The organism is Thiohalorhabdus sp. Cl-TMA, from assembly GCF_041821045.1.
In the GTDB taxonomy this organism is placed as follows: domain Bacteria; phylum Pseudomonadota; class Gammaproteobacteria; order Thiohalorhabdales; family Thiohalorhabdaceae; genus Thiohalorhabdus; species Thiohalorhabdus methylotropha.
The window spans coordinates 91,650-116,193 of record NZ_JBGUAW010000008.1; the positions used below are offsets into that span (position 1 = coordinate 91,650).

Below are 24,544 nucleotides of genomic sequence, written 5' to 3' on the forward strand. Positions count from 1 at the left end.
GCCCGGCCCTCCGGGAACGGGCCGAGCAGTCGCGGAGACCGGTCCGGATCTGGACAGGGTACGGCCCCCTTCCCCATCGGGAAAGGATGGCGGGGATGCCAAACGGCGGTCAGCTTAGCGGAAGAAGGCCTCCCAGCCAACGATTTGTCCGGCCAGCTTCTCCTCGCTGACCGGCCGCGGCCGGTTCCAGGGCCAAAGCCGTCCGGCCCGGCAGTCCAGCGCCGGGGCCGGCGGCGAGGGCTCGGCCGGACGGGCGCCCGTGGGCGCCTCCGGACCGAGAATCACCCAGGCCGAGCGCGCCACGCCCTCCGCCAGGGCGGTAGAAAGCGGGCCGAGCCATTGTTGATCGAGCGCCTCAAGGGCGTCCACCTTGGCGCCCAGATCCCCCCGGGCCCCGGCGGCCCGCGGCCGGTCCGCCACCGCCAGCACCGGTCCGCCGGCGCTTCCCTTCTCCCGAAGGACCTCCTGGAAGTCGGACACCGGCCCCCGCAAACCGGTACCGGTCAGACGCCCCAGCCCGGAGAGATGCGGAGCCTCCCCCCATACCGCCCGCCAGGGCGGGGTTTCCGGCCGGCCCGGAAAGGCTCCGGCGCCCCAGAACCAGAGGGTGTTCACCTCGGGCCGCCCCTCCATGCGGCGGCGGCCATTCACGGCATGGGCGGCGAGGAGCATTTGCACCTCGTTGGCCAGGCGGTGCCAAGCGGCTTCCTCCGCGCCACGCGGCAGCCCGCCTCGCGCGTCGGCGCCGATCCAGGACTCCAGGGCCACGCTACGGACGCCCGGATCCCGGGGCAGATGCAGGAGCCAGCAGCCCGGCGCGAGCACCACGAGCCGGGCACCCTCCGGCTCGAACAGCTCGCGGTTCAGCGCTTCCGCCAGCTCCTCGGCCTCCTCCGGGTGCAAGGCGAGATCATCGGGATCGGTGACCACCGCCGCTTCCGGGGTGACGGCCAGATGGGCCGGGTCGGCGTGCAGATACCTCCCTTCGGCCGGGTCCCGGCCATCACCGTACCAGTCGATCAGACCGGCGGGCGGATCCTGGTCGGATGGGGGATGAAGGCCGAAGGCGCCGAACAGGTCCCCGCCCGCATGGACGGAATGGCCCGAGGGAGCGGCGTCGAAGGGCCGCAGGCGGCCCCGGCGGGAAAGGGCCCGCAGATTGGGAAGCTCGGCATACTGCAGGGGCGTGCGGCCACCGAGCAGATCCTGCGGGTGATCCGCCGCGCCGCGCAGCAGCAGGACGAGATCGGGGGGCAGATGCTTGCTCAAGACCGGCTCCGACACGCGGCGGTCAAAGATTGGCGCCGTCCGTTCCTGGAGCGGCGGCCCGGATCAGATGAACGCCTTGATGACCCCTTCTACCGCGGACTCGGTGGCGTCCACCGTATAGGGCTGATCACTCTGCTCAATGGCGGTATCGGGGTCCTTGAGGCCGTGCCCGGTGAGCGTGCAGACCACCGTGGAGCCCTGGGGAATCCGACCCTCCTGGATCTCGGCCACCACGCCGGCTACGGAGGCTGCGGAGGCGGGCTCGCAGAACACGCCGTCGGTAGAGGCCAGCAGCTTCTGCGCCTCCAGGATCTGCGCGTCCTGTACCGAGTCGAACCAGCCGCCTGACTCCTGCTGGACCCGCAGGGCGCTGTCCCAGGAGGCCGGGTTGCCGATGCGGATGGCGGTGGCCACGGTATCCGGACTACCGATGCGGTGGCCCTCGATGATGGGCGCCGAGCCCGAGGCCTGGAAGCCAAGCATGACGGGCTTGCCGCAGCGGTCCTCTTCGGCGTACTCGCTGTAGCCCATCCAATAGGCGGTGATGTTGCCGGCATTGCCCACGGGCAGGGCGTGGTAGTCCGGGGCGCGGCCCAGCTCCTCCACCACCTCGAAGGCGGCGGTCTTCTGCCCCTGCAGGCGGTGCGGGTTGATGGAGTTCACCAGGGTGATGGGGTAGTCCTCGGCGAGCTCGCGGACAATTTCCATGGCGTCGTCGAAATTGCCGCGGATCTGAATCACCTTGGCGCCGTGCATCATGGCCTGGGACAGCTTGCCCAGGGCGATCTTGCCTTCGGGGATGATGACGAAGGCGGTCATGCCGGCCCGGGCGGCGTAGGCGGCCGCCGAGGCGGAGGTGTTGCCGGTGGAGGCACACACCACGGCGCGCGAGCCCTCCTCGAAGGCCTTAGTGACGGCCACGGTCATGCCGCGGTCCTTGAACGACCCGGTGGGGTTCAGACCCTCGAACTTGAGGTAGATCTCGCCTTCGAAGCCCAGCCTGCGGGGCAGGTTGTAGGTGCGGATACAGGGCGTGCGGCCCTCGCCCAGGCTGATGGCGTCGGCGGGATCGTCGATGGGCAGACGACCCGCATAATGCTGGATCAGGCCCGTGTACCGGGTTGCTTTGGTCACTCGCTACTCCGTGGTATCGCCCAGGCGCGCCGGGCTCCGATACGATTGAAAACGGGGGTGGGCCCCGAGTCAGACCGCGTCCACCTCCTCGAGGCGGAGCAGCTGACTGGGGCCGTTGATCACGTCCAGTTGGTCGATGGCCGCCACCGCCCTGCGCATGGCGCGCTCCTTGGTGGTGTGCGTTAGCAGCACCACCGGCACATCCGTGTCACCGGGATGGGGCTCCTTCTGACGGAAGGCCTCGATGGAAATGCCCTCCTCGGAGAGGATGCGCGTCACCTGAGCCAGTACCCCCGGCTGGTCCTGGGCCTGCATGCGCAGGTAGTACTCGGTCTCCACCTCCTCCACGTGGGCCCAGCGCGGCTCCTGCATGCCGTCGGCGCGGAAGCCCAGGTAGGGGACCCGGTACTCCGGAGAGGCGCCCAGGGTGCGCGCCACATCCACCAGGTCGCCCACCACCGCGGAGGCCGTGGGATCGGCGCCGGCGCCGGGACCGTAGTAGAGAGTCGGCCCCACGGCGTCTCCTACCACCTGCACGGCGTTGAATACCCCTTCCACGCTGGCCAGCATGGTGTCCTCCGGGACCAGGGCCGGATGCACCCGCAGCTCGATGCCACCGTCGGGGCCATGCTTGGTAATGGCCAGCAGCTTGATGCGGTAGCCCAGCTCCCCGGCGTAGAGGATGTCCTCGCGGGTGATGCTGCGGATACCCTCGATGTGCAGGGCCTGGTAGTTGATGGGCGCACCGAAGGCCACGGCCGCCACCAGGGCCAGCTTGTGGGCGGCGTCGATGCCGTCCACGTCGAAGGTGGGGTCCAGCTCCGCATACCCAAGGTCCTGGGCCTCCTTCAGGGCATCCTCGAACTCCATGCCCTCGGTGCGCATGCGGGACAGCATGTAGTTGGCGGTGCCGTTGGCGATGGCGTGCACACTCTCTATGCGGTTGCCGGCCAGGCCCTCGCGCAGGGCCTTGATGATGGGAATGCCCCCGGCAACCGCCGCCTCGAAGGCCAGGTCCACGCCCTTTTCCCCGGCGAAGCGGAACAGCTCGTTGCCGCGCTCCGCCAGCAGGGCCTTGTTGGCCGTGACCACCGGCTTGCCGTGCTCCAGCGCCTTGCGCACCAGGGGCTCGGCATTGTCCACCCCGCCCACCAGCTCTATGACGATGTCGATTTCGGGGTCGGTGCAGATGGACTCGGCATCCGTGCCCACGTCGATGCCGTCGAGCTCCACCGGACGGGGCTTGCTCGGGTCCTTCACCGCCACCCGGGTCACCTCCAGGGAGCGGCCCAGGCGCCGCTCGAGGGGCTCGGCATTGCGGCGCAGCAGGCTCACGGTGCCGCCGCCCACCGTGCCCAGTCCCAGAATTCCGACGCGTACTGGATCCACCTTCGGGTCTCCTTCCCCTGTAACCGTTTCCACCGATTTGCCGTTAGGGGCGGCCGTTACTCCTGTGTGGAGCCCAAGGCCGCCGGGGCGTGCGTGCGCATCAACCTGCGGATATTGCGGATGGCCTGCCGGGTCCGGTGCTCGTTCTCCACCAGGCCGAAGCGCACGTAGCCATCCCCGTACTCCCCGAAGCCGATGCCCGGAGAAACGGCCACCGCGGCCTCGTCGAGCAGGAATTTGGTGAACTCCAGGGAGCCCATTTCCCGGAAGGGCTCCGGGATGGGCGCCCATACGAACATGGAGGCCTTGGGCTTTTCCACCGGCCAGCCGGCGTCGTTGAGGCCCTCCACCAGGGTGTTGCGGCGCGCCTCGTAGACCTGCCGATTCTCCTCCACGCAGTCCTGCGGGCCCTCCAGGGCGATGATGGAGGCCACCTGGATGGGCGTGAAGATCCCGTAGTCCAGGTAGCTTTTCATGCGCTTGAGGGCGCCGATGAGCTCGGTGTTGCCGCTCGCGAAGCCCACCCGCCAACCGGGCATGTTGAAGCTCTTGGACAGGGAGTAGAACTCCACCCCGACGTCCTTGGCCCCCGGCACCTCCAGAAAGCTGTGCGCCTTGTAGTCGTCGAAGGTGATGTCCGCGTAGGCGAAGTCGTGGACCACCCACAGCCCGTGCTCCTTGGCGAAGGCCACCACCTTCTCGAAGAACTCCGGTCCCGCCACCGCCGTGGTGGGATTGTGCGGGAAGTTGAGGATCAGCATCTTGGGCTTCGGCCACCCCTCCCGCACCGCTCGCTCCAGCTCGGCGAAGAAGTCCACGTTGGGCCCCATCTCCACGGAGCGCAGATCGCCGCCGGCGATCACCACCCCGTAGGTGTGGATGGGATAGGTGGGATTGGGCGCCAGAACCACATCCCCGGGTCCGATGGTGGCCAGGAGGAGATGGGACAGACCCTCCTTGGAGCCGATGGTGACGATGGCCTCGCTGTCGGGATCGAGCTCCACGTTGTATTTGTCGGCGTAGCGCTGGCACAGGGCCTTGCGCAGCCGGGGAATGCCCTGGGAGGCAGAGTAGCGGTGCGTATCCGGGCGCTGGGCCGCCTCGCAGAGCTTGTCCACGATGTGCTGAGGAGTTGGCCGGTCGGGATTGCCCATGCCGAAGTCCACCACGTCCACGCCGCGCTTGCGTGCCGCCATCTTGCGCTCGTTCACGATGGCGAAGACATACGGCGGCAATCGCTTCATGCGCTGAAAATCATGATCCATGGGGAAAACGTGGCCTCGGCGATAGTCGGTTGAACGAATGGTGGGACGGAGAAATCCAAGAACTTTACTGACGGGGCGCTCAAGGTGTCAAATTATCCCAGGCCGCTTTCGGGGGGAAACCGCCTTGCGCACCGGCCGCCCCCGCCGCCAGACCCATTTCGTGCACAAAAGAGGCATTCATGGACTTCCGTGAGATCCAGACCGAGGGCAGCTACCTGATCCGGGGCTATGCCCCCGGCGAGCTGCGCATAAACGAAGAGCGCTTCAACGAGAGCCTGATGCTCTTCCGGGAATCCATGTGGAGTGGCTGGCTTCCCGAGCGCTCAGGCGACCTGGAGGCCTGGCACCTGGAGCCGCTGGTGGATTCGGGCGTGGAGGTGCTGCTGATCGGCACGGGGGACCGGCTGCAGTTCCCCGAGCCCCGGGTGACGGCGCCGCTCGTCAACAACCGGATCGGGGTGGAGACCATGGATACCCCGGCCGCCTGCCGGACCTACAACCTGCTCATGAGCGAGGACCGGGTGGTTGCGGCGGCGCTGTTCCTCACCGAGCGGGCCGGCTAACGCCCCCACCCTCCCGGTGCGGCTCCTCAGCGGTCGGGCAGCACCTGCAGCGGATCGATGGGGTCCGTGCGCCGGCGCACCTCGAAGTGCAGGGAGTGCTGCTTTGCGGCCCCCGTCTTGCCAACCCGGGCCACCGGCTGCCCCGCATCCACGGTGTCGTCCTCGGCCACGAGGTTCTCCCGGTTATAGGCGTAGGTGGTGAGAAAACCGCCGCCGTGGCGGATAATCACGAGGTTGCCGTAGCCGCGCAGTCCGTCACCCGCGTACACCACCTGGCCGGGAGCGGCCGCCCGCACTTCGGCCCCCGAGGGGGCCGCGATGTCGATGCCGTTGCTGCGGGACCGCCCCTCTGGATCGTAGCTGCGGATAATGCGGCCGCTGACGGGCCAGAGCCAGCCCCCCGGCCCCCCGGCCTCCGCCTGCCCTTGCACCGCCACCTTTTCTACCTTGGGCATTTCCTTGGTGGTGACGTCCTGGCTGTCGGTCCCGGAGCCGCCGCCGTCCCGTCCGCGCCGACCACCCGTATCCCCACCGCCGTCCCCGGATTGCCCGTCCGGCGGAATCAGCCGCAGACGCTGGCTCAATTCCAGACTGGAAGGGTTTTCGATGTCGTTCCAGCGGGCGATCTTGCGATGGTCCACGCCGAAGCGCCGTCCGATGCTGTAGAGGGTGTCCCCCCGCCGGACGTAATAGTACGGGGGCGTGGGGCCGTGATAGCGCGGCGCGTACAGGGGCGGCGGTGCGCCGCACCCCGTCAGGGCGAGGGGCGCGGCGACGGACAAAAACAGGAAAAATCGGGAGCTGCGGCTGGCCACGGTGTCTTCCACAAGGTATATATAGCCAGCCTATCGCATTACCGCGGACGCTTCATCCGCCCGAGTAGAAGCTGTACAGGACCAGTCCGGCCAGAGCCGCAAGGCCTGTCCAGAACACGGCCGGGGACCAGCGCTCCACCTGTTGATAGAGCCGCTCACCGCCCACACGGATGATACCGGCGAGGACAAAAAAGCGGAGTCCGCGACCGGCCAGGGAGCCCACCACGAAGGGCAGCAGGGGCATCTGCAGGCTGCCGGCGCCGATGGTGAACACCTTGTAGGGAATGGGGGTGAGCCCCGCCAGAAATACGGCCCACCCCCCATAGGCGCCGAACCATTCCACGACCCGGGCGTATTCCTCCCGGGCGCCGTAGAAGGCCAGCAGCGGCTCGGCCACCGCCTGGTACAAAAGGGCCCCGATCAGGTAGCCCACCAGCCCTCCCAGAACGGAGGTGACGGTGGTCAGCGCCGCGAAATACCAGGCCTTGCGTGGCCGGGCCAGAGCCATGGGCGCCATGAGCACGTCGGGGGGAACCGGGAACACGGAGGATTCCGCGAAGGAGAGAGTGCCCAGCCAGAGCGGAGCGCGGGGATGGCCGGCCTTGACCAGGGACCAGTGCACCAGGCGTCGGATCATATCAGCCCCTTTTCCACGAGAATTGGCCTATTGCCCGGCTCCCGGTACCGCCCCCGGCCTGCCTTGGACCGTTCGGACACCGGAATTCGGCAATACTTAATGCGCGTCAAGAAAGGTCCTGCCGGAGCGGGCTTCGTCCACCTTCGGGCTACTTCGAGGAGGACGGCGTGCCCGCTTGGTGACGCAGAGGGACGAAGCAGCAGGGACCCAGGTCCTCGGCCTGGAATCCGTCCGGATTGCGCAGCCAGCGGATGAGCCGCTGGTCCTCTCCGGTGCCCACCGGGCCCACCAGACAGCCGCCCACCCGGATCTGGTCGAGGATCTCCTCGGGCGGCCCTTCCGCGCTGGCGGCCATGAGCCCGGCATCGAAGGGTGCGCTTTCCCGCCAGGCGGTTCGGCCGTCACCGTCGCGGAAGCGGACATTCCCGTAGCCCAGCGTGCGCAGGTTCTGCTTTCCGCGCCGCGCCAGCTGGGGCAGCAGCTCCACGGCCCAGACACCGTCCACCAGCTCCGCGAGAACGGCACTCTGGTAACCGGAGCCCGCCCCCACCTCGAGCACCCGCTCCGGGGCCACCTCGAGCACCGCCTCCGTCATACGCGCCACTTCCCAGGGCTGGGACAGGGTCTGGCCCCAGCCAATGGGCAGTGCGGTATCCTCGTACGCCCGGGTCGCCAGCGCCTCGTCGACGAACAGGTGGCGCGGCACCCGCTGCATGGCCGAAAGCGCCGCCTCGCTCCCGATACCCCGGGCGCGCAGGCCGTCGACCATGCGCTCCCGGGTGCGGGCCGAGGTCATTCCTGTTCCGGAGTCATGGGGGCGCCTTGGAGCCACCCCTCGATCTCCTGCATGGATTCGTAGTGGGTCATGTCCAGCCCCAGGGGGGTAACCGATACATACCCGGAGCGCACCGCGTGAAAGTCGGTTCCGGGGCCGGAATCGGCTTCCGGACCGGCGGAGCCGATCCAGAAAATGGTCTCGCCGCGCGGGTCCTTGTCCACCACCACCCGCTCGCTCGCGTGGCGATTGCCCAGGCGGGTCACCTGGACCCCCTTCAGCTCCTCGAAGGGCAGGTCGGGGATATTGACGTTGAGGATCAGCTGCGGAGGGAGCTGGTGGGTACACAGGAGCTGCCCCGTCAGGTGGGCGGCCACCCGCGCGGCGGTCTCGAAATGGGTGGCATTGCGTCCCACCAGGGAAACGGCCATGGAGGGGGTGTCCAGGTGGCGGGCCTCGACGGCCGCCGCCACGGTGCCGGAATAGACCACGTCATCCCCCATATTGCTACCGTGGTTGATTCCGGATACCACCACCGTGGGCTCCACCTCGAAGACGCCGCCCAGGGCGATATGCACGCAATCGCTGGGGGTGCCGTCGATGGCGAAGGTGTCCTCGGTTATGCGACGCGCGCGAAGAGGATGGAGAAGGGTCAGGGCATTGCTGGCGGCGCTGCGGTCCGCCTCGGGAGCCACCACCAGAACCTGATCCACGGCACGCAGATGCTCGCTGAGCGCCTGGATACCGCGGGCCCGATAGCCATCGTCGTTACTGATCAGAATCACCGGAGCAAGCCCTCGGCCCACTTATAGAGGCGGGCCTGCCCGGCCCGAGCGATATAGGGAGGAAAAAGCTGGATGAGGAATATGGTCGGGGCGAGAGGATTTGAACCTCCGACCACTTGCGCCCCATGCAAGTGCGCTACCAGACTGCGCTACGCCCCGAACAGAAGTTGATATTCTAGGGAAACCGGAGACCGTGGTCAATCCATGCCTTGCTTTTCCCGGGCATCGAGATCGGCCAGGAGGGCGGACAGCTCCCCGCGCACCTCGCGCAGCACGGCCATCGCGCTGGCCTCGCCCTCGGCGGAGCCGCCCTCGTTCAGGCGGTCGCGGGCCCCCTCGATGGTGTACTTGCGCTCCCAGAGCAGATATCGGATACGCTGGACCAGCCGCACGTCCTCCGGCCGATAATAGCGCCGGTTGCCGCTGCGCCGCAGGGGCCGCAGCTGGGAGAATTCCTCCTCCCAGTAACGCAGCACGTGCGGCTCCACACCGCACAGCTCCGCCGCTTCCCGGATTCCGAAGAACCGCTTGTCGGGAAGCGGGGCGCCTTCACTCATTCCACGGGCTCGCCGTTCACCCGGCCCTTGAGCACTTGGCTGGGCCGGAAATTGACCACCCGGCGGGCGGTGATGGTCACCTCCTCCCCCGTCTTGGGGTTGCGCCCCGGCCGGGGCGGCTTGTCTCGAAGCTCGAATTTCCCGAAGCCGGAGAGCTTCACCTCCTCTCCGTTGGCCAGGGCCAACCGTATCTCATCCAAGCTGGTCTCCACGAGCTCCCGGGCCTCTTTCTTGCTGAACCCGATCCGGTCGTGGAGCATTTCCACCAGGTCCGCCTTGGTAATTGCCAATCTGGACCCCTCAATATTCGTGTTCGGACGGTAAAGCCTCCGGAGTCCGCCACGCCGGGGCGGTGCGGCTCCGGAGACCTAGTGAAGCAGGATCTTGGGGAAGGGCCTCCCGTGCGGCATCAAGCTCGAAGGGTCGCCCCCAGTCGATTCCCGAACCGCTCCACCAACTGGGAGACGGCGGCATCGATCTGCTCGTCGGTGGGCGTCTCGTCACGGGCCTGGAGTGTCAGCGACAAGCCCATGCTTTTAAAGCCTTCCTCGATGCCCTTGCCAGTGTAAACGTCAAAAATTTGCCAGTCCACGAGACTCAGCGGACCCTCCTCCAGTCCTTCGGCCAGCAGGCCCTCCAGGGCCGCCGCCGTGACGGCCTCCGGAACCACAACCGCCAAGTCCCTGTGCGTCACCGGGAGGCGGGATACCGGCTGGTACCGGGGCACCCCCCCAGAGTGGCCACGAAGCACTTCCAGATCAAGCTGGTAAAGCACCGTACCCATACTTACTTCCACCGCCTCGGCCAGGGAGGGATGCAGGGTTCCGAGCCAGCCGGTCTCCTCACCGTCCACCAGGATCCGCGCCGCTTGGCCCGGATGCAGGGCGGGATGGGTGTCGGCCACGAGCTCGGTCCGGCGGGAGCTTACCCCGGCCCGGCGCAGGAGGGCCTCGACGTCTCCCTTGGCATCGAAAAAGTCCGCCGAGCGCTTGCGGCCTTCCCAGTGGGGCGGGTCCACGGGTCCCGCGAGGAGGCCGCCGATGGCATCCCGCTGCTGTAGGGCGCCCTCCCGTTGCGGGAATACGCGGCCCAGCTCGAACAGCCGCAGCCGATGATTCTGGCGCGCCTGGTTGGCCGCGGCGGTCTCAAGCAGTCCGGCGAACAGATCGGGACGCATCACCGACTGCTCCCGCGAGAGCGGGTTGGCGAGGGCAAGCGGGTCGGCCTCGGGATCGAGCCTGGCCACGATCTCGGGGTCCACGAAACTGTAGGTGATCACCTCGCGGTAGCCGCGATCCACCAGAGCCTGGCGCAGGGGTCGGTCCTGGACGTCGGTTTCGTAGCCAGCGTGCGGCTCCATGGGGCCGACCATGCGGGCAGTGGGCAGCTGGTCGTAGCCGTGGAGGCGGGCGACCTCCTCGATCAGGTCGGCTTCCAGAGTGAGATCGAAGCGGAAGGACGGCGGCACCACCTCCCACTCCTCGCCCTCCTCTTCCGCCTCGAAGCTCAGGCGGCGAAAAGCGTCGCCCATTGCCTCGGCGCCGAGGTTCGTGCCCAGGCGGGCATCCGCCCGTGCGGGCCGGAAGGGAATGACGGGGCGCTGCGGCAGATCAGCCTCGTTGACCCCCTCCACCACCGGCCCGGCCTTGCCCCCTGCCAGCTCCACCAGCAAGGACGTCGCCCGCTCCATGGCGATCACGGGCAAGTGGGGATCGACGCCCCGCTCGAAACGGTGGCTGGCATCGGTGTGCAGCCCGAGCTTCCGGGCCCGACCGGCCACCGCGCCAGGCCGGAAGTGGGCCGCCTCGAGGAAGACATTGGCGGTGGCCTCCCCCACCGCTGTGGCTTCCGCCCCCATCACGCCCGCGACGGCCTGAACGCCGGCGTCGTCGGCGATCACCAAGGCGCCGGCTTCCAGTTCCGCGGCGCTGCCGTCCAGCAGGGTCACCGGCTCCCCGGAGCGGGCGTGCCGCACACGGACATCCCCGGTGAGCCGGTCGTTGTCGAAGGCATGCAGGGGCTGGCCCAGCTCCAGCATGACGTAGTTGGTGATATCCACCAGCAGCGATACGGGTCGGACGCCGCAGCGGCGCAGACGTTCCTGCATCCAGAACGGGGTCCTCCGACTGGGATCCACCTCCTCCACCACCCGACCCAGATAGCGGGGGCAATCGGGCCCCGCCTCCAGATGAACGCCACGGCGCGTCTCCAGGACCGGCGTAACCGGCCCAAGGGGCGGCCCCACCAGGGGACAGTCCGCGAGCGCGGCCACCTCCCGGGCCACTCCCGCGATGGAGAGGCAGTCGCCCCGGTTGGGGGTCAGATCGAGCTCCACCACCGTATCGTCGAGCTCCAGGTATTCCAGGACCGGCGCGCCCACCGGGGCATCCGCGGGCAGGATCATCAGCCCTGCGGATTCCTCGGCGAGGCCCAGCTCCGTCTCCGAGCACAGCATGCCTTCGGAGACCTCGCCGCGCAGCTTGCTCTTCTTGATCTTCAGGCCGTTGGGCAGCAAAGCGCCCGGCACCGCCACCGGGACCTTGTCCCCGGGCCCCATGTTGTCGGCCCCACACACAATGGATCGCGCGTGCCCTTCCCCGGCGTCCACGGTGCACAGGGAAAGCCGGTCGGCATTCGGATGCTGTTCGCAGGTCTCGATAACCCCCACGAGGACCATGTCGAGGCCCTGTCCGAGGTATTCGGTGCCCTCCACTTCCAGGCCGGCCATGGTCAGGCGATGGACCAGGCTCGCCTGGTCCCAGTCGTGCTCCACCCACTCCGCGAGCCAGCGCTCACTGAACCGCATCGGTGTTCCTTCCCGTTGCTCTAGCGTAATACCCGACAGGACCGCGGCGGGCACGGGGAACCCGCGTTTCGACCGGAACCTCGATCCGGCGGCCGCTCCCTGCTCCCCGGACTATTCCCCGCGCTCCCGGGTGCTCCTTGGCTGCTGTTCGGCGCAGCCGGACTATCCAGCCTGGAACTGCGCCAGGAAGCGCACGTCGTTCTCGAAGAACAGGCGCAGGTCGTCCACTCCGTAACGCAGCATGGTAAGCCGCTCCACGCCCATGCCGAAGGCCAGGCCGCTGTACTTGTCGGCGTCGATGCCCACGTGACCGAAGACGTTCGGATGGATGAGCCCTGCGCCGAGCACCTCCAGCCAGCCGGTATGCTTGCACACCCGGCAGCCCGCTCCATCGCAGATCACGCAGCCGATGTCCACCTCCGCCGAGGGCTCCGTAAAGGGGAAATACGAGGGGCGGAAGCGTACCGGCAGGTCGTCCCGCTCGAACAGCCGTTGCAGGAAGTCCTGCAACAGCCCCTTTAGGTGGGCGAAGGTAACCCCCTCGTCCACCACGAGCCCCTCAACCTGGTGGAACATGGGGGTATGGGTCACATCGCTGTCGCACCGGAACACGCGGCCGGGGGCGATGGTCCGCAGCGGAGGCTCCCGGTCGTCCATGACGCGGATCTGTACGGGGCTGGTATGGGTGCGGAGCAGCCAATCCTCCCCGAAATAGAAGGTGTCGTGCATCATCCGCGCGGGATGATCCTCGGGGATATTGAGGGCCTCGAAATTGTGGAAGGTATCCTCGATCTCCGGCCCTTTGTCCACCTCGAACCCCATGGAGACGAACAGGTCCTCGATGCGCTCCAGCATGCGCGTCACCGGATGGAGGCTGCCCACGTCGGTATTCCGGCCCGGCAGGGTCACATCCACCCGTTCGGCCTCCAGACGGCGCTCCAGCTCCACCCGGGCCACCTCTTCCCTGCGCGCCTCCAGGGCCTCCTGCACGGCTTCCTTGGCGGCGTTAACCGCCTGGCCGGCTTCCTTGCGCTCCTCGGGGGCGAGCTGGCCCACCTGCTTGAGGAGCTCGGTAAGCTCGCCCTTCTTTCCCAGGAATTGGACGCGCAGACGCTCCAGCGCATCCAGGGAGTCGGCGTCCCGGATTTCCTGCTCCGCCCGATTGCGAATGGCCTCCAGCTTTTCCTGCATGTTCGCTCCGCGAATTGCACAAGGGTGGGATCGGGGTTGTCGCTGGGTGTCCGCCCCCCAAACACAAAGGGAGAAAGGGCAAAGCCCTTTCTCCCCTGCGATGCCGATTCCCGTTCGGGATAGGGCCCTTAAGCCGCCTGGGCTTCCTTGGCCACCTCGACCATCTTGGCGAAAGCTTCCTTGTCCCGCACCGCGAGGTCGGCGAGCACCTTCCGATCCACCTCAACCCCGGCATTGCGCAGGCCATTGATGAAGCGGCTATAGCTCAACCCGTGCTCGCGGGCACCGGCGTTGATGCGGGTTACCCAGAGCCGCCGGAAGTCGCGCTTCCGTTGTTTGCGGTCACGATACTGGTATTGCGCCGCGCGCTCGACGAATTCGTTGGCGACCCGGAAGCAGTTCTTCTTCCGGCCCTGAAAGCCCTTCGCCTGTTTCAGGACTTTCTTGTGGCGACGGTGCGTTTCGACTCCACGCTTCACTCGTGGCATGAGGCATTACTCCTTGGATCTTCGCTCCCCACGCAGATCCCTTCCCGGGTCCCCGCAGGGGTCCAATGGATTCCGGCGGCCCCTTCGGAGGGCCGCCCCGGCTCCCGAAACGGGCTCAGGAGTACGGCAGCATCCGGCGCACGTTGCCCTCTTCCACCTTGGAAACGAGATCCGGCTTGCGCAGGTTACGCTTGCGGTCCCGGTCCTTTTTGGTGCGGATGTGGCTGTAGTGCGAGCTCCGGCGCTTGATCTTGCCGCGGGCGGTGACCTTGAAGCGCTTGGCCGCCCCGCGGTTGGTCTTCATCTTGGGCATGACGACGGCTCTCTCTCGTCCTGAGCATGGGAAAACGAAAAGTACGCAGAAGGCCGATACGGCCCGGCCTTTTAATGCTTGAGCGGGGTGACCACCATGATCATCTGGCGCCCTTCCAGCTTGGGCTGCTGCTCCACCTTCCCGTACTCCCCGAGGTCTTCCTCGATGCGCTGGAGGATCCCCCGGCCGATGTCCTGGTGCAGCATTTCCCGGCCGCGGAAGCGCATGGTTACCTTGACGCGGTCCCCGTGCTTCAGGAACCGGATGGCGTTCCGCAGTTTGACCTGGTAGTCATGCTGATCCGTCTTGGGCCGGAATTTGACTTCCTTGAGCTGGACCTGCTTGGTCTTGGCCTTGGCCTTGTGTGCCTGCTTGCTGGCTTCGTACTTGTACTTGCCGTAGTCCATGATCTTGCACACAGGCGGCTCCGCCTGCGGCGAGACCTCGACAAGGTCAAGCCCCGCCTCGTCCGCTCTATCGAACGCTTCCTGGAGGGAAACAACGCCTACCTGCTCTCCCTCGGCATCAACCAGCCGGACCTCTTCAGCCTCGATGTCCTCGTTGACGCGAGGTTGTTTCTCCTGTTTAGCGATCTCTAGCCCTCCGATTCGATCTGCTTGCTATCGACCTCGTCCCGCAGGCGGTCGATAAACGTGCCAAGGTCCGTAGCACCCAGATCCTCCCCGGATCGATGGCGCACGGATACCTGGCCGGACTCCATTTCCTGGTCCCCCACCACGAGCATGTAAGGGACCTTGTCCATGGTATGCTGACGTATTTTAAAGCCGACTTTCTCGTTCCTCAAGTCGGCTTCCGCCCGAAATCCGGCATTTTTCAGCTCGTTTGCCACCTCGGCGGCATAGTCGCCCTGCTTGTCGGTGATGGGCAGCACCTGGGCCTGAACGGGAGCCAGCCAAGCCGGGAACTTTCCGGCGTAATGCTCGACCAGCACGCCGAAGAACCGTTCCAGAGAGCCGAAGATGGCCCGGTGGATCATAATCGGCCTGGAGCGCCCGCTTTCCTCGTTCACATACTCCAAGTCGAACCGCTCCGGCAGGTTGAAGTCAAGCTGGACCGTGGAGCACTGCCACTGCCGGCCGATGGCGTCGCGAATCTTGAAGTCGATCTTGGGCCCGTAAAAGGCGCCTCCGCCTTCGTCGAGGTGGTATTCCATGCCCTGGCGCTCGATGGCCCCGCGCAGCGCGCTGGTGGCCTTTTCCCAGATATCGTCCGAGCCCACGGACTTCTCCTCCGGGCGCGTGGAGAGATAGAGGTCCACATCGTCGAAGCCGAAGGTGCGCAGGACCCGCATGGTCAGGTCCAGGACCCCCGCGATCTCCGTCTCCATCTGGTCTTCCCGGCAGAAGATGTGGGCATCGTCCTGGGTGAAGCCGCGCACGCGCATCAGCCCGTGCAGGGCGCCACTCATCTCATAGCGGTAGACGGTGCCGAGCTCCGCCCAGCGGATGGGCAGCTCCCGGTAGGAGCGCAGCTGGTCCTTGTACACAAGCACATGGAACGGGCAGTTCATGGGCTTGATCTCGAAGGGGTGCCCTTCCACCTCCATGGGAGGATACATGGAGTCGCTGTAGAAATCGGCATGGCCCGAGGTGCACCACAGGTCGTAATCGGCCACGTGCGGGGTGTACAGGAACTCGTAGCCGTCCCGCTCGTGCTCGTTGCGCCAGTAGTCCTCGATATTCCGCCGGATCCGGGCGCCCTTGGGGTGCCAGAACACCAGCCCGCCGCCGGCGTCCTCCTGGATGGAGAACAGGTCGAGCTGCTGGCCGATGCGCCGATGGTCCCGCTTTTCCGCTTCTTCAAGCTGCGTCAGATAGCGCTTGAGGGACTTCTTGTCGGGCCAGGCGGTCCCGTAGACGCGCTGCAGCATTTCGTTGCGGGCGTCCCCCCGCCAGTACGCGCCGGACACCTTGGTAAGCTTGAAGGCCTTCAGCTTCCCGGTGCTCGGCACGTGCGGTCCGCGACAGAGGTCTACGAACTCCCCCTGCCAGTAGACGGACACGTCCTCGCTGTCCGGGATCTCACCGATGATCTCGGCCTTGTACTCCTCACCCTGCTCGCGGAAGAAGCGCACCGCCTCGTCGCGCGGCCACACTTCCCGCTTCACGGGCTCGTCACGCTCGGCGATCTCGGCCATCTTGTCCTCGATGGCCTCCAGATCCTCGGGAGTGAAGGCCCGCTCGTAGGCGAAGTCGTAGTAGAAGCCGTTCTCCACCACGGGACCGATTGTCACCTGTGCCTCCGGGAACAGCTCCTTCACCGCCTCCGCGAGCAAGTGCGCCGTGGAGTGCCGGAGCACCTCCAGGCCCTCCTCGTCCTCGGAGGTGACAATGGCGACTTCCGCGTTGTCGGGAACGGTGTGGGAGAGATCCACTAGACGGCCGTTCACCTTGCCGGCCACCGCGGCCTTGGCGAGGCCGGAGCCGATTTCCGCGGCGACATCACCAACGGTGACAGGCTGGTCGAACTGTTTTATGGACCCGTCGGGCAGGGATACGGATGGCACAGCGGCCTCCCGTGGTTGCTTGGACCGAGAATGGATTGCAGCAGAAACACCGAACTTTGGCCCATCCCTTCGGGCCAAGTTCCCCCCAAACAAAAAAAGGCATCCGGCCGGATGCCTCGGGTCAGGAAGATGGTAGGCGCGGGCGGTTTCGAACCGCCGACCTCTACCGTGTCAAGGTAGCGCTCTCCCGCTGAGCTACGCGCCTGTCAGGAATTCAAAAAAGTACCACCCCTGCCCCCCCGGGGTCAACCTGAGGGCCACCGACGCAGCAGCCCCTCGAACCGGGAAAGCGATAAGGCCCCGGGCGCGTCCGGGGCCTTATCCGCGCGCCACTTCGATGGCCCGCTTAGATCCCCTGCACCGCGTAGAGGCAGAGGTCCACCAGTGGTCCCGGGATGATGCCGAGCAGCAGCACACCCAGGGCGTTCAGGGAAAGCATGCCGCTGGCGAGCACGTCCCCGTCGGGACGGAGCTGCCCTTCCGGGGCGTCGAAGTACATCACCTTGATGACGCGCAGGTAATAGAAAGCACCGATCACGGCCATCAGCACGCCGAACACCGCCAGCTCCACCATGCCCGCCTGCACCGCGGCCTGGAACACGTACAGCTTGGCCATGAAACCGCCGGTGGGCGGGATACCGGCCATGGCGAACATAAGGATCATCAGCAGGAAGGCCTTCCAGGGGTGGGTCTGGGAGAGCCCGGCGTAGTCCTGGATGCGGTCGCCGCTGACGCCCTGCCGGTGCATGAGGCTGACCATGCCGAAGGCGGCGCCCCCCATGAGAGTGTACATGATCATGTACATCATAACCGGCATATAGCCGATATCGGCGGTGGGAGCCGCGGCCAGCCCGATGAGCAGATAGCCCACGTGCGCGATGGCGGAATAGGCGAGCATGCGCTTGAGGCTACTCTGCGCGATGGCCACCACATTGCCGATGATCAGGGACAGCACAGCCAGGATGGCGGCCATCTCCTGCCATTGGGCGGCCATGGGACCGAGACCGTCCACCATGACCCGCATAACCAGCGCGAAGGCGGCCAGCTTCGGGGTGGAGGCCAGCAGCGCGGTAACCGGCGACGGAGAGCCCTGGTAAACGTCCGGGACCCACATGTGGAACGGCACGGCGCCGAGCTTGAAGGCCAGCCCGATGGCGACGAACACCACGCCCATGACCATGAGCGGGTCCTCGGCGCCCATCTCGGCGGCATGGGCCGCGATATCGGCGATCACCAGGCTGCCGCTGGCCCCGTAAAGCAGGGAGAGTCCGTAGAGGAACACGCCGGAGGCAAGGGAGCCCAGGATGAAGTACTTGAGCGCGCCCTCGGTGGCGGGAACCGAATCCCGGTCCATGGCGATCATGGTATACAGCGACAGGGACATGAGCTCGAGGCCCAGGTAGGCCATGAGCAGGGTCCCCGCGGAGGCCATGAGCATCATGCCGATGGCGGCCAGGAGGACAAGGAGGAAGAATTCTCCCTTGTACATCTCCAGACGCTGGAGCGGCCGGCGGGCGTAGATCACCACCAGGGCGGTCATGCCCAGCAGCACGGTCTTGAGCACTCCGCTCAGCGGATCGTGGATGAAGTGCCCGTTGAATGCCGTCTCCCGAGCCCCGGGAAGGGTATTCACGGCCAACAGGCCACCCACCAGCAGGGTGAGCACCGTGGCGGCATAGGTGATGCCGCGCTGCTCGGGCTTCAGATATAGATCCAGGACCAGGATGAAGCAGGCCATTACCACCACGAAAAGCTCGGGGAGGATGGCCCCCAGGTCGCTCGCTGAAAACTCCATGCGTTCCTACCCTCTTACCCTGTCTCGCAACCGGCGATCAGAGCTTGGTGGTGTTGACCTGCTCGACCAGCTGCGTGACCGAGCTATCCATGATCTCCAGGAAAGGCGCCGGCCACAGGCCCATCAGGAGCACCAACGCGGCGAGGGGCGCGAACACCCACTTCTCCCGCCGGGACATGGGCGGCATTTCCTTTTCCACTTTCTCGGAGGTGATCGATCCGAATATCACCCGCTTGTACAGCCAAAGCGTGTAGGCCGCCCCGAGGATGAGGGTGGTGGCGGCCAGGATGGCGAACCAGGGCTCCACCTTGAAGGCCCCCAGGATCACCATGAACTCGCCCACGAACCCGGAGGTTCCGGGGAGCCCGGCATTGGCCATGGCGAACAGCATGAAGAAGGCGGCGAACACCGGCATCACGTTGGCGACCCCGCCGTACTCGCTTATCAGGCGTGTGTGCAGGCGGTCGTACATGACCCCGATGCACAGGAACAGGGCGGCGGACACGAACCCGTGGGAGATCATCTGCACGAGTCCGCCGGCGATACCCTGGCTGTTGAACATGAAGTAGCCCAGGGTCACGAAGCCCATGTGCGCGATGGAGGAATAGGCCACCAGCTTCTTCATGTCCTCCTGGACCAGCGCCACCAGCCCGATGTAGACCACGGCCACCAGGGATACGGCGATCACCAGCCAGGCCAGCTCGTGGCTGGCGTCCGGAGTGATGGGCAGCGTGAAGCGGAGGAAGCCGTAGCCGCCCATTTTCAGCATGATGGCCGCCAGGATCACCGAGCCCGCCGTCGGAGCCTCCACGTGGGCGTCCGGCAGCCAGGTATGCACCGGCCACATGGGCACCTTCACGGCGAAGCCGATGAGGAAGGCCAGGAAGATCCAGATCTGCTCGGACAGCGACAGGGGCACCTCGTGCATGGCGAGGATGTCGAAGGTCCCCGCTTGGCTGTACAGGTAGATCAGAGCCACCAACAACAGCACCGAGCCCAGGAAGGTGTAGAGGAAGAACTTTATGGTGGCATAGATGCGGTTCGGCCCGCCCCAGATCCCGATAATGAGGAACATTGGGATCAGCATGGCCTCCCAGAACACGTAGAACAGCACCGCGTCCAGGGCGGAGAACACCCCGATCATGATGCCGTTCATGATCAGGAAGGCCGCCATGTACATGGGCACCCGCCGGGTGATGGCTTCCCAGGAGGACGCCACGGCGATCACCGTGGAAAAGGAGGTGAGCAGCACCAGGAGAACCGACAGGCCATCCACACCCAGCTTGTAGTGGATGTCGAAGGCGGATATCCATACCCGGTCCTCCACGAACTGCATCCCCGCCGTTCCGGTATCGAAGCCCAGCACGAGCAGGGTGGTCACCAGAAATACCGCCCCGGACACCACCAGGGCCAGCCACCGGGCCATTTCGTCACGATTGGGTCCCAGGGCCAGGACCAGCACCCCGCCCAGAATGGGCAGCCAGATGGATAAACTCAGGATGGGCAGCTGTTCCACGAGGTCCTCTCCCGAAGAAATTTCCCGGATCGACGGTTTACCGGATCAAGTACCAGCTGACCAGGACGAACACCCCGATCAGCATGGAAAAAGCGTAGTGATAGACGTAGCCGCTCTGGATCGTGCGCAGGCGCGCGGCCAGTTCTGCGACACGGCGGGTGCTGCCGTTGACCAGAGCGCCGTCGATGAGCTGCTGGTCGCCGCGGCGCCAGAGTACCCGACCCAGCCCTATGCCCCCCTCGGCGAAGACGCGCTCGAAGAGCTCGTCGAAGCCGTACTTCTTGGTGAGTATCGGGTAGATGGGCCCGCTCATGTCGGCGATCTTGGACGGCAGGTCCCGACGAACCATGTACAGGTAGTAGGCGAGGCCGATTCCGCCCACCGCCAGCACCAGCGGGATATACTTACTCCAACCGGCATGGTGATGCGCCAGCTCGTGAAGTACGTCGTGGTGATGGTCCACGAAGATGGCACCGCCGAAGTAATCCCCGAACACCACCGGCTCCAGCCACACGTACCCGGCGAACACCGACGGAATCGCCAACAGGATCAACGGCACGGTGATGACCCGGGGCGATTCGTGCACGTGCGACTTGGTGTGCTCGTCCATGCGCTCCGGGCCATGGAAGGTCATGAAATACATCCGGAAAGTGTACAGGGCCGTAATCACAACGCCGGCGAGCACCGCGAAATAGGCGAAGCCGGCCCCGGGCGTATGGGACAGGGCGGCCGCCTCGATGATGGTGTCCTTGGAGTAGTAGCCGGCGAAGGGCCAGATGCCGGCCAGTGCCAGGGAGCCGATCAAAAAGGTCCAGTGGGTCACGGGCATGTACTTGCGCAGCCCACCCATCTTGCGCATATCCTGTTCATCCAGGACGGCGTGAATGGCCGAGCCCGCGCCCAGGAACAGCAGCGCCTTGAAGAAGGCGTGGGTCATGAGGTGGAAGATGCCCGCCGCGTAGGCGGAAACACCCATGGCCACCACCATGTATCCCAGCTGGCTCAGGGTGGAGTACGCCACAACCCGCTTGATGTCGTTCTGGACCAGACCGATCAGGGCCATGAACAGCGCCGTCGCGGCGCCCACGATCAGCACCACGGCGAGGGCCGTCTCGCTATGCTCGAAGATGGGCGACAGCCGAGCCAGCATGAACACGCCGGCGGTCACCATGGTGGCGGCGTGAATCAGCGCGGAAATGGGCGTCGGACCTTCCATGGAATCCGGCAGCCAAACATGCAGCGGCACCTGGGCGGACTTGCCCATTGCACCCACGAACAGGGCGATGGCGATAAAGGTAACCACCGACCATTCCCATCCGGGGATGAGGGCGAAGGTGGCATGCCCCAGCTCACCCACCTGCTCGAAAACCGCGTCGTACTGAAGGGTCCCGAAGTAGGCGTAGATGGCCGCGATACCGAGGACGAACCCGAAATCCCCGACCCGGTTGACCAGGAAGGCTTTCAGGTTGGCGGCGATCGCCGTGGAGCGCTTGTACCAGAAGCCGATCAGCAGGTAGGAGACCAGCCCCACCCCTTCCCAGCCGAAGAACAGCACCAGGAAGTTGTTGCCCATGACCAGCATGAGCATGAAGAAGGTGAACAGGGAGATGTAGCTGAAGAAGCGGTTATAACCCGGATCGCCGTGCATGTAGCCGATGGTATAGACATGCACAAGCAGGCTCACGAACGTGACCACCGTCATCATCAGGGCGGTGAGGGGGTCGATGAGGAAGCCCACCTCCAGGCTGAGGTCACCGCTCACCAGCCAGTTGTAGACGGTCCCGTTAAAGGTGCCGCCCTGGAGCGTATCGGCAAGCACGTAGAGGGAAAGGAGGAAGGACGCGGCCACCCCCGGGATGGCCCAGCGGTGCCCGACCTCCCGGTCGCTCAGGGCCTTTGTCCCGGCCATGATGGCCCCCGCCAGCGAAGCCAGCGGGATCAGCAGGTAAAGCACTTCCATGATTACCGCTTCCCCTAACGAATCGTTGATCGCACCCCGGCCGCGTGGACCGGGGCCCCTTTTGGTCTTTGGTCCAGGGGCGGACCGCTAACCTTGCAGGCTGTTGATGTCGTCCACGTCGATGCTGCGCTTGTTGCGGAAGAACAGCACCAGGATGGCCAGCCCCACGGCCGCTTCCGCCGCCGCCACGGTCAGGATGAAGAAGACGAAAACCTGGCCGTCCAGGTTATTGAGGTGCTGACTGAAGGCGATGAAGTTCATGTTCACCGCCAGCAGGATCAGCTCGATGGCCATGAGGATGGTAATGACGTTCTTCCGGTTGAGGAAAATCCCCATGACGCCGATGGCGAACAGGATTGCCCCCAGCACCAGGTAATTGGAAAGCGGAATCATGCGATCTCCAGGGTCCGGATCGGGACGGGGTCCCGGGTCCTATTGCTCGGTCGATTGGCTCGATTCGGAGGGCATATCCACCATCCGAAGGCGGTCGCCCCGCTTCACCCGCACCTGATCGCCGGGCGCCTGGTATTTGGAATCCGGCCGGCGCCTGAGCGTCAGAGCAATGGCGGCCACGAGCGCCACCAGCAGGACCAGCGCCGCCACCTCGAAAGGTAGGAAGTACTCGGTGTACAGCACCCTACCCAACAGCGTGGTATTGCCCGCGGCCTCGCCGCCCAAGGCGCTTTCGCCGCCGATGACCGGCCCCCCGCCCCCGGCGGACAGCGCCATGGCCATCTCCACCACCAGGATGAAGGCGATCGCCGCCCCGAGCGGAAGATAGTTGAGAATCCCCTCCCGCATTCGGGACAGGTTGATGTCGAGCATCATGATCACGAACAGGAAAAGCACCATGACCGCGCCGACGTACACCAGGATCAGGGTGAAGCCGAGGAATTCGGCGCCCGCGAGAATGAACAGGGCGGAGCCGTTGAAGAAGGCCAGTACCAGGAACAGCACCGAGTGCACCGGGTTGCGGGCCGAAATCACCATGAAGGCGGAGGCCACCAGAATGGTGGCGAACAGATAGAAAATGGCCTCTAGGGCAGACATGGTCCCTGTAATTCCTCGCTTGCGGGCTATCGATGATGTTTCGGGCTCGGGCATAAACGTCCCGACCCGCAGCTCACGCAGGCCACAACCCGGGCCCGACCTCGCCGGCACTCAGCGGTACGGCGCATCCTGACGGCGGGCCTCGGCGATCTCGGCTTCGTACTGGTCGCCGATGGCCAGGAGCTTTTCCTTGCCGTACACCAAGTCGCCGCGTTCCTCTCCGTGGAACTCGAAGATGTGGGTCTCCACGATGGAGTCCACCGGACAGGACTCCTCACATAAGCCGCAGTAGATGCACTTGGTGAGGTCGATATCGTAGCGGGTGGTCCGACGGGTGCCGTCGTCCCGCTCCTCGCTCTCGATGGTGATGGCAAGCGCGGGACACACCGCCTCGCACAGTTTGCAGGCGATGCAGCGCTCCTCCCCGTTGGGGTAGCGCCGAAGGGCGTGGAGACCCCGGAACCGCGGCGACATGGGCGTATATTCGTCCGGGTATTGGACGGTGACCTTCCGTTTGAAGATGTGGCGGCCAGTGAGCATAAGACCGCGCCACAGCTCCGTCAAAAAGAAGGCCTGAAAGAACCTTGCGCCGGACATTACTCGAACTCCCATCTATCAGTGGAATACCGGGGCCAAGGGGGTCAGATTGGCCACAGCTATCACCAGGATCCATACCAGTGTCACCGGGATGAACACCTTCCATCCCAACCGCATGATCTGATCGTAGCGGTAGCGCGGGAAGGTTGCCCGGAACCAGAGGAAGAAGAACAGGAAGAGGGCCGTCTTCAGCAGCAGCCACACGGGCCCCGGAATCCAGGTGAACGGCGCCACCGGCAGCGGAGCGTCCCAACCGCCCAGGAACAGCAGGGCGGTCAGGATGGAGATCAGGATCATGTTGGCGTATTCGGCCAGGAAGAACAGGGCGAAGGTCATGCCCGCATATTCCACATGGAATCCGGCCACGATCTCCGATTCCCCCTCGGCCACGTCGAAGGGTGCCCGGTTGGTCTCCGCCACACCGGAGATGAAGTAGACCACGAAAAGGGGCAGAAGGGGAAGGAAGTACCAGTTCCAGATGCCACCGGTTTGCGCCGCGACGATCTCGCCGATGTTCAGGCTGTTGGCCGCCATGATCACGCCGATCAGAGCGAAGCCCATGGCAATCTCGTAGGCGATCATCTGGGCCCCCGCGCGCATGGAGCCGAGGATCGCGTACTTCGAGTTGGCCGCCCAGCCGGCCATGATCACGCCGTAGATGCCCAGCGCGGTCACCGCCAGCAGGAACAGCAGGCTGACGTCGATGTCCGCGAGCACCGGGGTTATCTCCCCGAAGGGCGTGTCATAGGTCGGCCCGAAGGGAATCACCGCCCATGCGAGCAGGGCGGGTCCCAGCGACATCAAGGGGGCAATGATGTACACGCCCTTGCTCGCCTGTGCGGGGAAGATGGATTCCTTCAGGAGGAGCTTCAGTCCGTCGGCGATGGGCTGGAGCCAGCCCCGCGGCCCGACCCGATTGGGCCCCACCCGCATCTGGATGTAGCCGATGACCTTGCGCTCGGCGAAGGTCAGGTAGGCCACCGAGAGCATCACCGGAGCCACGATGGCCACGATCTGGACCAGAATCCAGGCCACCGGAAGGACGTATTCGAATGTCCATGAGGCCAAGGTCATCCATCACCCCTCAAGTTTGGTAGCCAGAGCCCGGGCCG

Annotated in this window: 24 protein-coding genes and 2 tRNA genes; 1 reads left to right on the forward strand and 25 read right to left on the reverse strand. The window is 65.6% G+C overall.

All coding sequences use genetic code 11. The annotated features are described in order from the left end of the window. Positions 1-114: 114 nt before the first annotated feature. From ACERLL_RS12405 to alaC, 4 genes are all read right to left on the reverse strand, one after another. Positions 115-1,269 carry a hypothetical protein gene (locus tag ACERLL_RS12405; RefSeq protein WP_373656411.1) on the reverse strand — a complete coding sequence of 385 codons (1,155 nt, stop codon included), beginning with the start codon at positions 1,267-1,269 and terminating at the stop codon, positions 115-117. Positions 1,270-1,332: 63 nt separating this feature from the next. Beyond that, on the reverse strand, positions 1,333-2,403 hold the full coding sequence (gene thrC, locus ACERLL_RS12410) for a threonine synthase (protein ID WP_373656412.1): 1,071 nt from the start codon (positions 2,401-2,403) through the stop codon (positions 1,333-1,335). Between the two features lie 69 nt (positions 2,404-2,472). Further along, entirely contained in the window at positions 2,473-3,792 is a 1,320-nt protein-coding gene (locus ACERLL_RS12415; RefSeq protein WP_373656413.1) for a homoserine dehydrogenase, read from the reverse strand. A gap of 56 nt (positions 3,793-3,848) precedes the next feature. Then, a complete protein-coding gene (alaC, locus tag ACERLL_RS12420; RefSeq protein ID WP_373656414.1) occupies positions 3,849-5,057 on the reverse strand; it encodes an alanine transaminase in 1,209 nt (402 codons plus the stop codon). A 179-nt stretch (positions 5,058-5,236) separates the two neighbouring features. Here alaC and ACERLL_RS12425 point away from each other — a divergent pair, with 179 nt between their 5' ends. Then, entirely contained in the window at positions 5,237-5,620 is a 384-nt protein-coding gene (locus ACERLL_RS12425; RefSeq protein ID WP_373656415.1) for an Mth938-like domain-containing protein, read from the forward strand. Positions 5,621-5,646: 26 nt separating this feature from the next. Here the strand turns inward: ACERLL_RS12425 and ACERLL_RS12430 are convergent, their stop codons facing one another. From ACERLL_RS12430 to nuoH, 21 genes are all read right to left on the reverse strand, one after another. Next, positions 5,647-6,435 carry a peptidoglycan DD-metalloendopeptidase family protein gene (locus tag ACERLL_RS12430; RefSeq protein ID WP_373656416.1) on the reverse strand — a complete coding sequence of 263 codons (789 nt, stop codon included), beginning with the start codon at positions 6,433-6,435 and terminating at the stop codon, positions 5,647-5,649. Positions 6,436-6,487: 52 nt separating this feature from the next. After that, the gene (locus tag ACERLL_RS12435; protein WP_373656417.1) at positions 6,488-7,072 is read right to left on the reverse strand and encodes a YqaA family protein; all 585 of its coding nucleotides are present in this window, start codon (positions 7,070-7,072) and stop codon (positions 6,488-6,490) included. A gap of 148 nt (positions 7,073-7,220) precedes the next feature. Beyond that, positions 7,221-7,904 (reverse strand): protein-L-isoaspartate(D-aspartate) O-methyltransferase, encoded by a 684-nt coding sequence (locus ACERLL_RS12440; protein ID WP_373656418.1) that lies wholly within the window; start codon positions 7,902-7,904, stop codon positions 7,221-7,223. After that, the gene (gene surE, locus ACERLL_RS12445) at positions 7,865-8,632 is read right to left on the reverse strand and encodes a 5'/3'-nucleotidase SurE (RefSeq protein WP_373656419.1); all 768 of its coding nucleotides are present in this window, start codon (positions 8,630-8,632) and stop codon (positions 7,865-7,867) included. Before surE ends, ACERLL_RS12440 begins: the two co-directional genes overlap by 40 nt. 82 nt (positions 8,633-8,714) lie before the next feature. Next, positions 8,715-8,791 (reverse strand) — tRNA-Pro (locus ACERLL_RS12450). A gap of 38 nt (positions 8,792-8,829) precedes the next feature. Then, positions 8,830-9,189 (reverse strand): MerR family transcriptional regulator, encoded by a 360-nt coding sequence (locus ACERLL_RS12455; protein WP_373656420.1) that lies wholly within the window; start codon positions 9,187-9,189, stop codon positions 8,830-8,832. Continuing rightward, positions 9,186-9,479 (reverse strand): integration host factor subunit alpha, encoded by a 294-nt coding sequence (locus ACERLL_RS12460; protein WP_373656421.1) that lies wholly within the window; start codon positions 9,477-9,479, stop codon positions 9,186-9,188. The genes ACERLL_RS12455 and ACERLL_RS12460 overlap by 4 nt, the downstream gene beginning before the upstream one ends. 119 nt (positions 9,480-9,598) lie before the next feature. Beyond that, the gene (pheT, locus tag ACERLL_RS12465) at positions 9,599-11,995 is read right to left on the reverse strand and encodes a phenylalanine--tRNA ligase subunit beta (RefSeq protein ID WP_373656422.1); all 2,397 of its coding nucleotides are present in this window, start codon (positions 11,993-11,995) and stop codon (positions 9,599-9,601) included. 162 nt (positions 11,996-12,157) lie between these two features. Then, on the reverse strand, positions 12,158-13,186 hold the full coding sequence (gene pheS, locus ACERLL_RS12470) for a phenylalanine--tRNA ligase subunit alpha (protein WP_373656423.1): 1,029 nt from the start codon (positions 13,184-13,186) through the stop codon (positions 12,158-12,160). 128 nt (positions 13,187-13,314) lie between these two features. Continuing rightward, positions 13,315-13,674: a 50S ribosomal protein L20 gene (gene rplT, locus ACERLL_RS12475; protein ID WP_373656424.1), complete on the reverse strand. Its 360-nt coding sequence runs from the start codon at positions 13,672-13,674 to the stop codon at positions 13,315-13,317. A gap of 115 nt (positions 13,675-13,789) precedes the next feature. Beyond that, positions 13,790-13,987 (reverse strand): 50S ribosomal protein L35, encoded by a 198-nt coding sequence (gene rpmI, locus ACERLL_RS12480; protein ID WP_373656425.1) that lies wholly within the window; start codon positions 13,985-13,987, stop codon positions 13,790-13,792. A 71-nt stretch (positions 13,988-14,058) separates the two neighbouring features. Continuing rightward, positions 14,059-14,595, reverse strand: coding sequence for a translation initiation factor IF-3 (infC, locus tag ACERLL_RS12485; RefSeq protein WP_373656584.1), 537 nt, complete (start codon positions 14,593-14,595; stop codon positions 14,059-14,061). Then, complete coding sequence (gene thrS / locus ACERLL_RS12490) at positions 14,583-16,514, reverse strand: threonine--tRNA ligase (RefSeq protein ID WP_373656426.1); 1,932 nt, start codon at positions 16,512-16,514, stop codon at positions 14,583-14,585. Before thrS ends, infC begins: the two co-directional genes overlap by 13 nt. Before the next feature lie 130 nt (positions 16,515-16,644). Then, positions 16,645-16,719: transfer RNA gene (locus ACERLL_RS12495), tRNA-Val, on the reverse strand. Positions 16,720-16,860: 141 nt separating this feature from the next. Then, a complete protein-coding gene (gene nuoN / locus ACERLL_RS12500) occupies positions 16,861-18,309 on the reverse strand; it encodes an NADH-quinone oxidoreductase subunit NuoN (protein WP_373656427.1) in 1,449 nt (482 codons plus the stop codon). Between the two features lie 37 nt (positions 18,310-18,346). Then, positions 18,347-19,825 carry an NADH-quinone oxidoreductase subunit M gene (locus tag ACERLL_RS12505; RefSeq protein WP_373656428.1) on the reverse strand — a complete coding sequence of 493 codons (1,479 nt, stop codon included), beginning with the start codon at positions 19,823-19,825 and terminating at the stop codon, positions 18,347-18,349. 37 nt (positions 19,826-19,862) lie between these two features. Continuing rightward, positions 19,863-21,785 carry an NADH-quinone oxidoreductase subunit L gene (gene nuoL / locus ACERLL_RS12510; protein ID WP_373656429.1) on the reverse strand — a complete coding sequence of 641 codons (1,923 nt, stop codon included), beginning with the start codon at positions 21,783-21,785 and terminating at the stop codon, positions 19,863-19,865. 87 nt (positions 21,786-21,872) lie between these two features. Continuing rightward, positions 21,873-22,178 carry an NADH-quinone oxidoreductase subunit NuoK gene (gene nuoK / locus ACERLL_RS12515; RefSeq protein ID WP_373656430.1) on the reverse strand — a complete coding sequence of 102 codons (306 nt, stop codon included), beginning with the start codon at positions 22,176-22,178 and terminating at the stop codon, positions 21,873-21,875. 39 nt (positions 22,179-22,217) lie between these two features. Continuing rightward, positions 22,218-22,835: an NADH-quinone oxidoreductase subunit J gene (locus ACERLL_RS12520; RefSeq protein WP_373656431.1), complete on the reverse strand. Its 618-nt coding sequence runs from the start codon at positions 22,833-22,835 to the stop codon at positions 22,218-22,220. Positions 22,836-22,946: 111 nt separating this feature from the next. Next, on the reverse strand, positions 22,947-23,432 hold the full coding sequence (nuoI, locus tag ACERLL_RS12525; RefSeq protein ID WP_373656432.1) for an NADH-quinone oxidoreductase subunit NuoI: 486 nt from the start codon (positions 23,430-23,432) through the stop codon (positions 22,947-22,949). Between the two features lie 18 nt (positions 23,433-23,450). Continuing rightward, positions 23,451-24,506, reverse strand: coding sequence for an NADH-quinone oxidoreductase subunit NuoH (gene nuoH, locus ACERLL_RS12530; RefSeq protein WP_373656433.1), 1,056 nt, complete (start codon positions 24,504-24,506; stop codon positions 23,451-23,453). Positions 24,507-24,544: the final 38 nt, after the last annotated feature.

Excerpts from the sequence above, each read along its gene's own strand:
- alaC (WP_373656414.1), bottom strand. The coding sequence starts at position 5,057 with ATGGATCATGATTTTCAGCGCATGAAGCGATTGCCGCCGTATGTCTTC.
- ACERLL_RS12425 (WP_373656415.1), top strand. The coding sequence starts at position 5,237 with ATGGACTTCCGTGAGATCCAGACCGAGGGCAGCTACCTGATCCGGGGC.
- ACERLL_RS12435 (WP_373656417.1), bottom strand. The coding sequence starts at position 7,072 with ATGATCCGACGCCTGGTGCACTGGTCCCTGGTCAAGGCCGGCCATCCC.
- ACERLL_RS12455 (WP_373656420.1), bottom strand. The coding sequence starts at position 9,189 with ATGAGTGAAGGCGCCCCGCTTCCCGACAAGCGGTTCTTCGGAATCCGG.
- pheT (WP_373656422.1), bottom strand. The coding sequence starts at position 11,995 with ATGCGGTTCAGTGAGCGCTGGCTCGCGGAGTGGGTGGAGCACGACTGG.
- pheS (WP_373656423.1), bottom strand. The coding sequence starts at position 13,186 with ATGCAGGAAAAGCTGGAGGCCATTCGCAATCGGGCGGAGCAGGAAATC.
- rplT (WP_373656424.1), bottom strand. The coding sequence starts at position 13,674 with ATGCCACGAGTGAAGCGTGGAGTCGAAACGCACCGTCGCCACAAGAAA.
- rpmI (WP_373656425.1), bottom strand. The coding sequence starts at position 13,987 with ATGCCCAAGATGAAGACCAACCGCGGGGCGGCCAAGCGCTTCAAGGTC.
- nuoN (WP_373656427.1), bottom strand. The coding sequence starts at position 18,309 with ATGGAGTTTTCAGCGAGCGACCTGGGGGCCATCCTCCCCGAGCTTTTC.
- nuoL (WP_373656429.1), bottom strand. The coding sequence starts at position 21,785 with ATGGAAGTGCTTTACCTGCTGATCCCGCTGGCTTCGCTGGCGGGGGCC.
- nuoK (WP_373656430.1), bottom strand. The coding sequence starts at position 22,178 with ATGATTCCGCTTTCCAATTACCTGGTGCTGGGGGCAATCCTGTTCGCC.
- ACERLL_RS12520 (WP_373656431.1), bottom strand. The coding sequence starts at position 22,835 with ATGTCTGCCCTAGAGGCCATTTTCTATCTGTTCGCCACCATTCTGGTG.
- nuoI (WP_373656432.1), bottom strand. The coding sequence starts at position 23,432 with ATGTCCGGCGCAAGGTTCTTTCAGGCCTTCTTTTTGACGGAGCTGTGG.
- nuoH (WP_373656433.1), bottom strand. The coding sequence starts at position 24,506 with ATGACCTTGGCCTCATGGACATTCGAATACGTCCTTCCGGTGGCCTGG.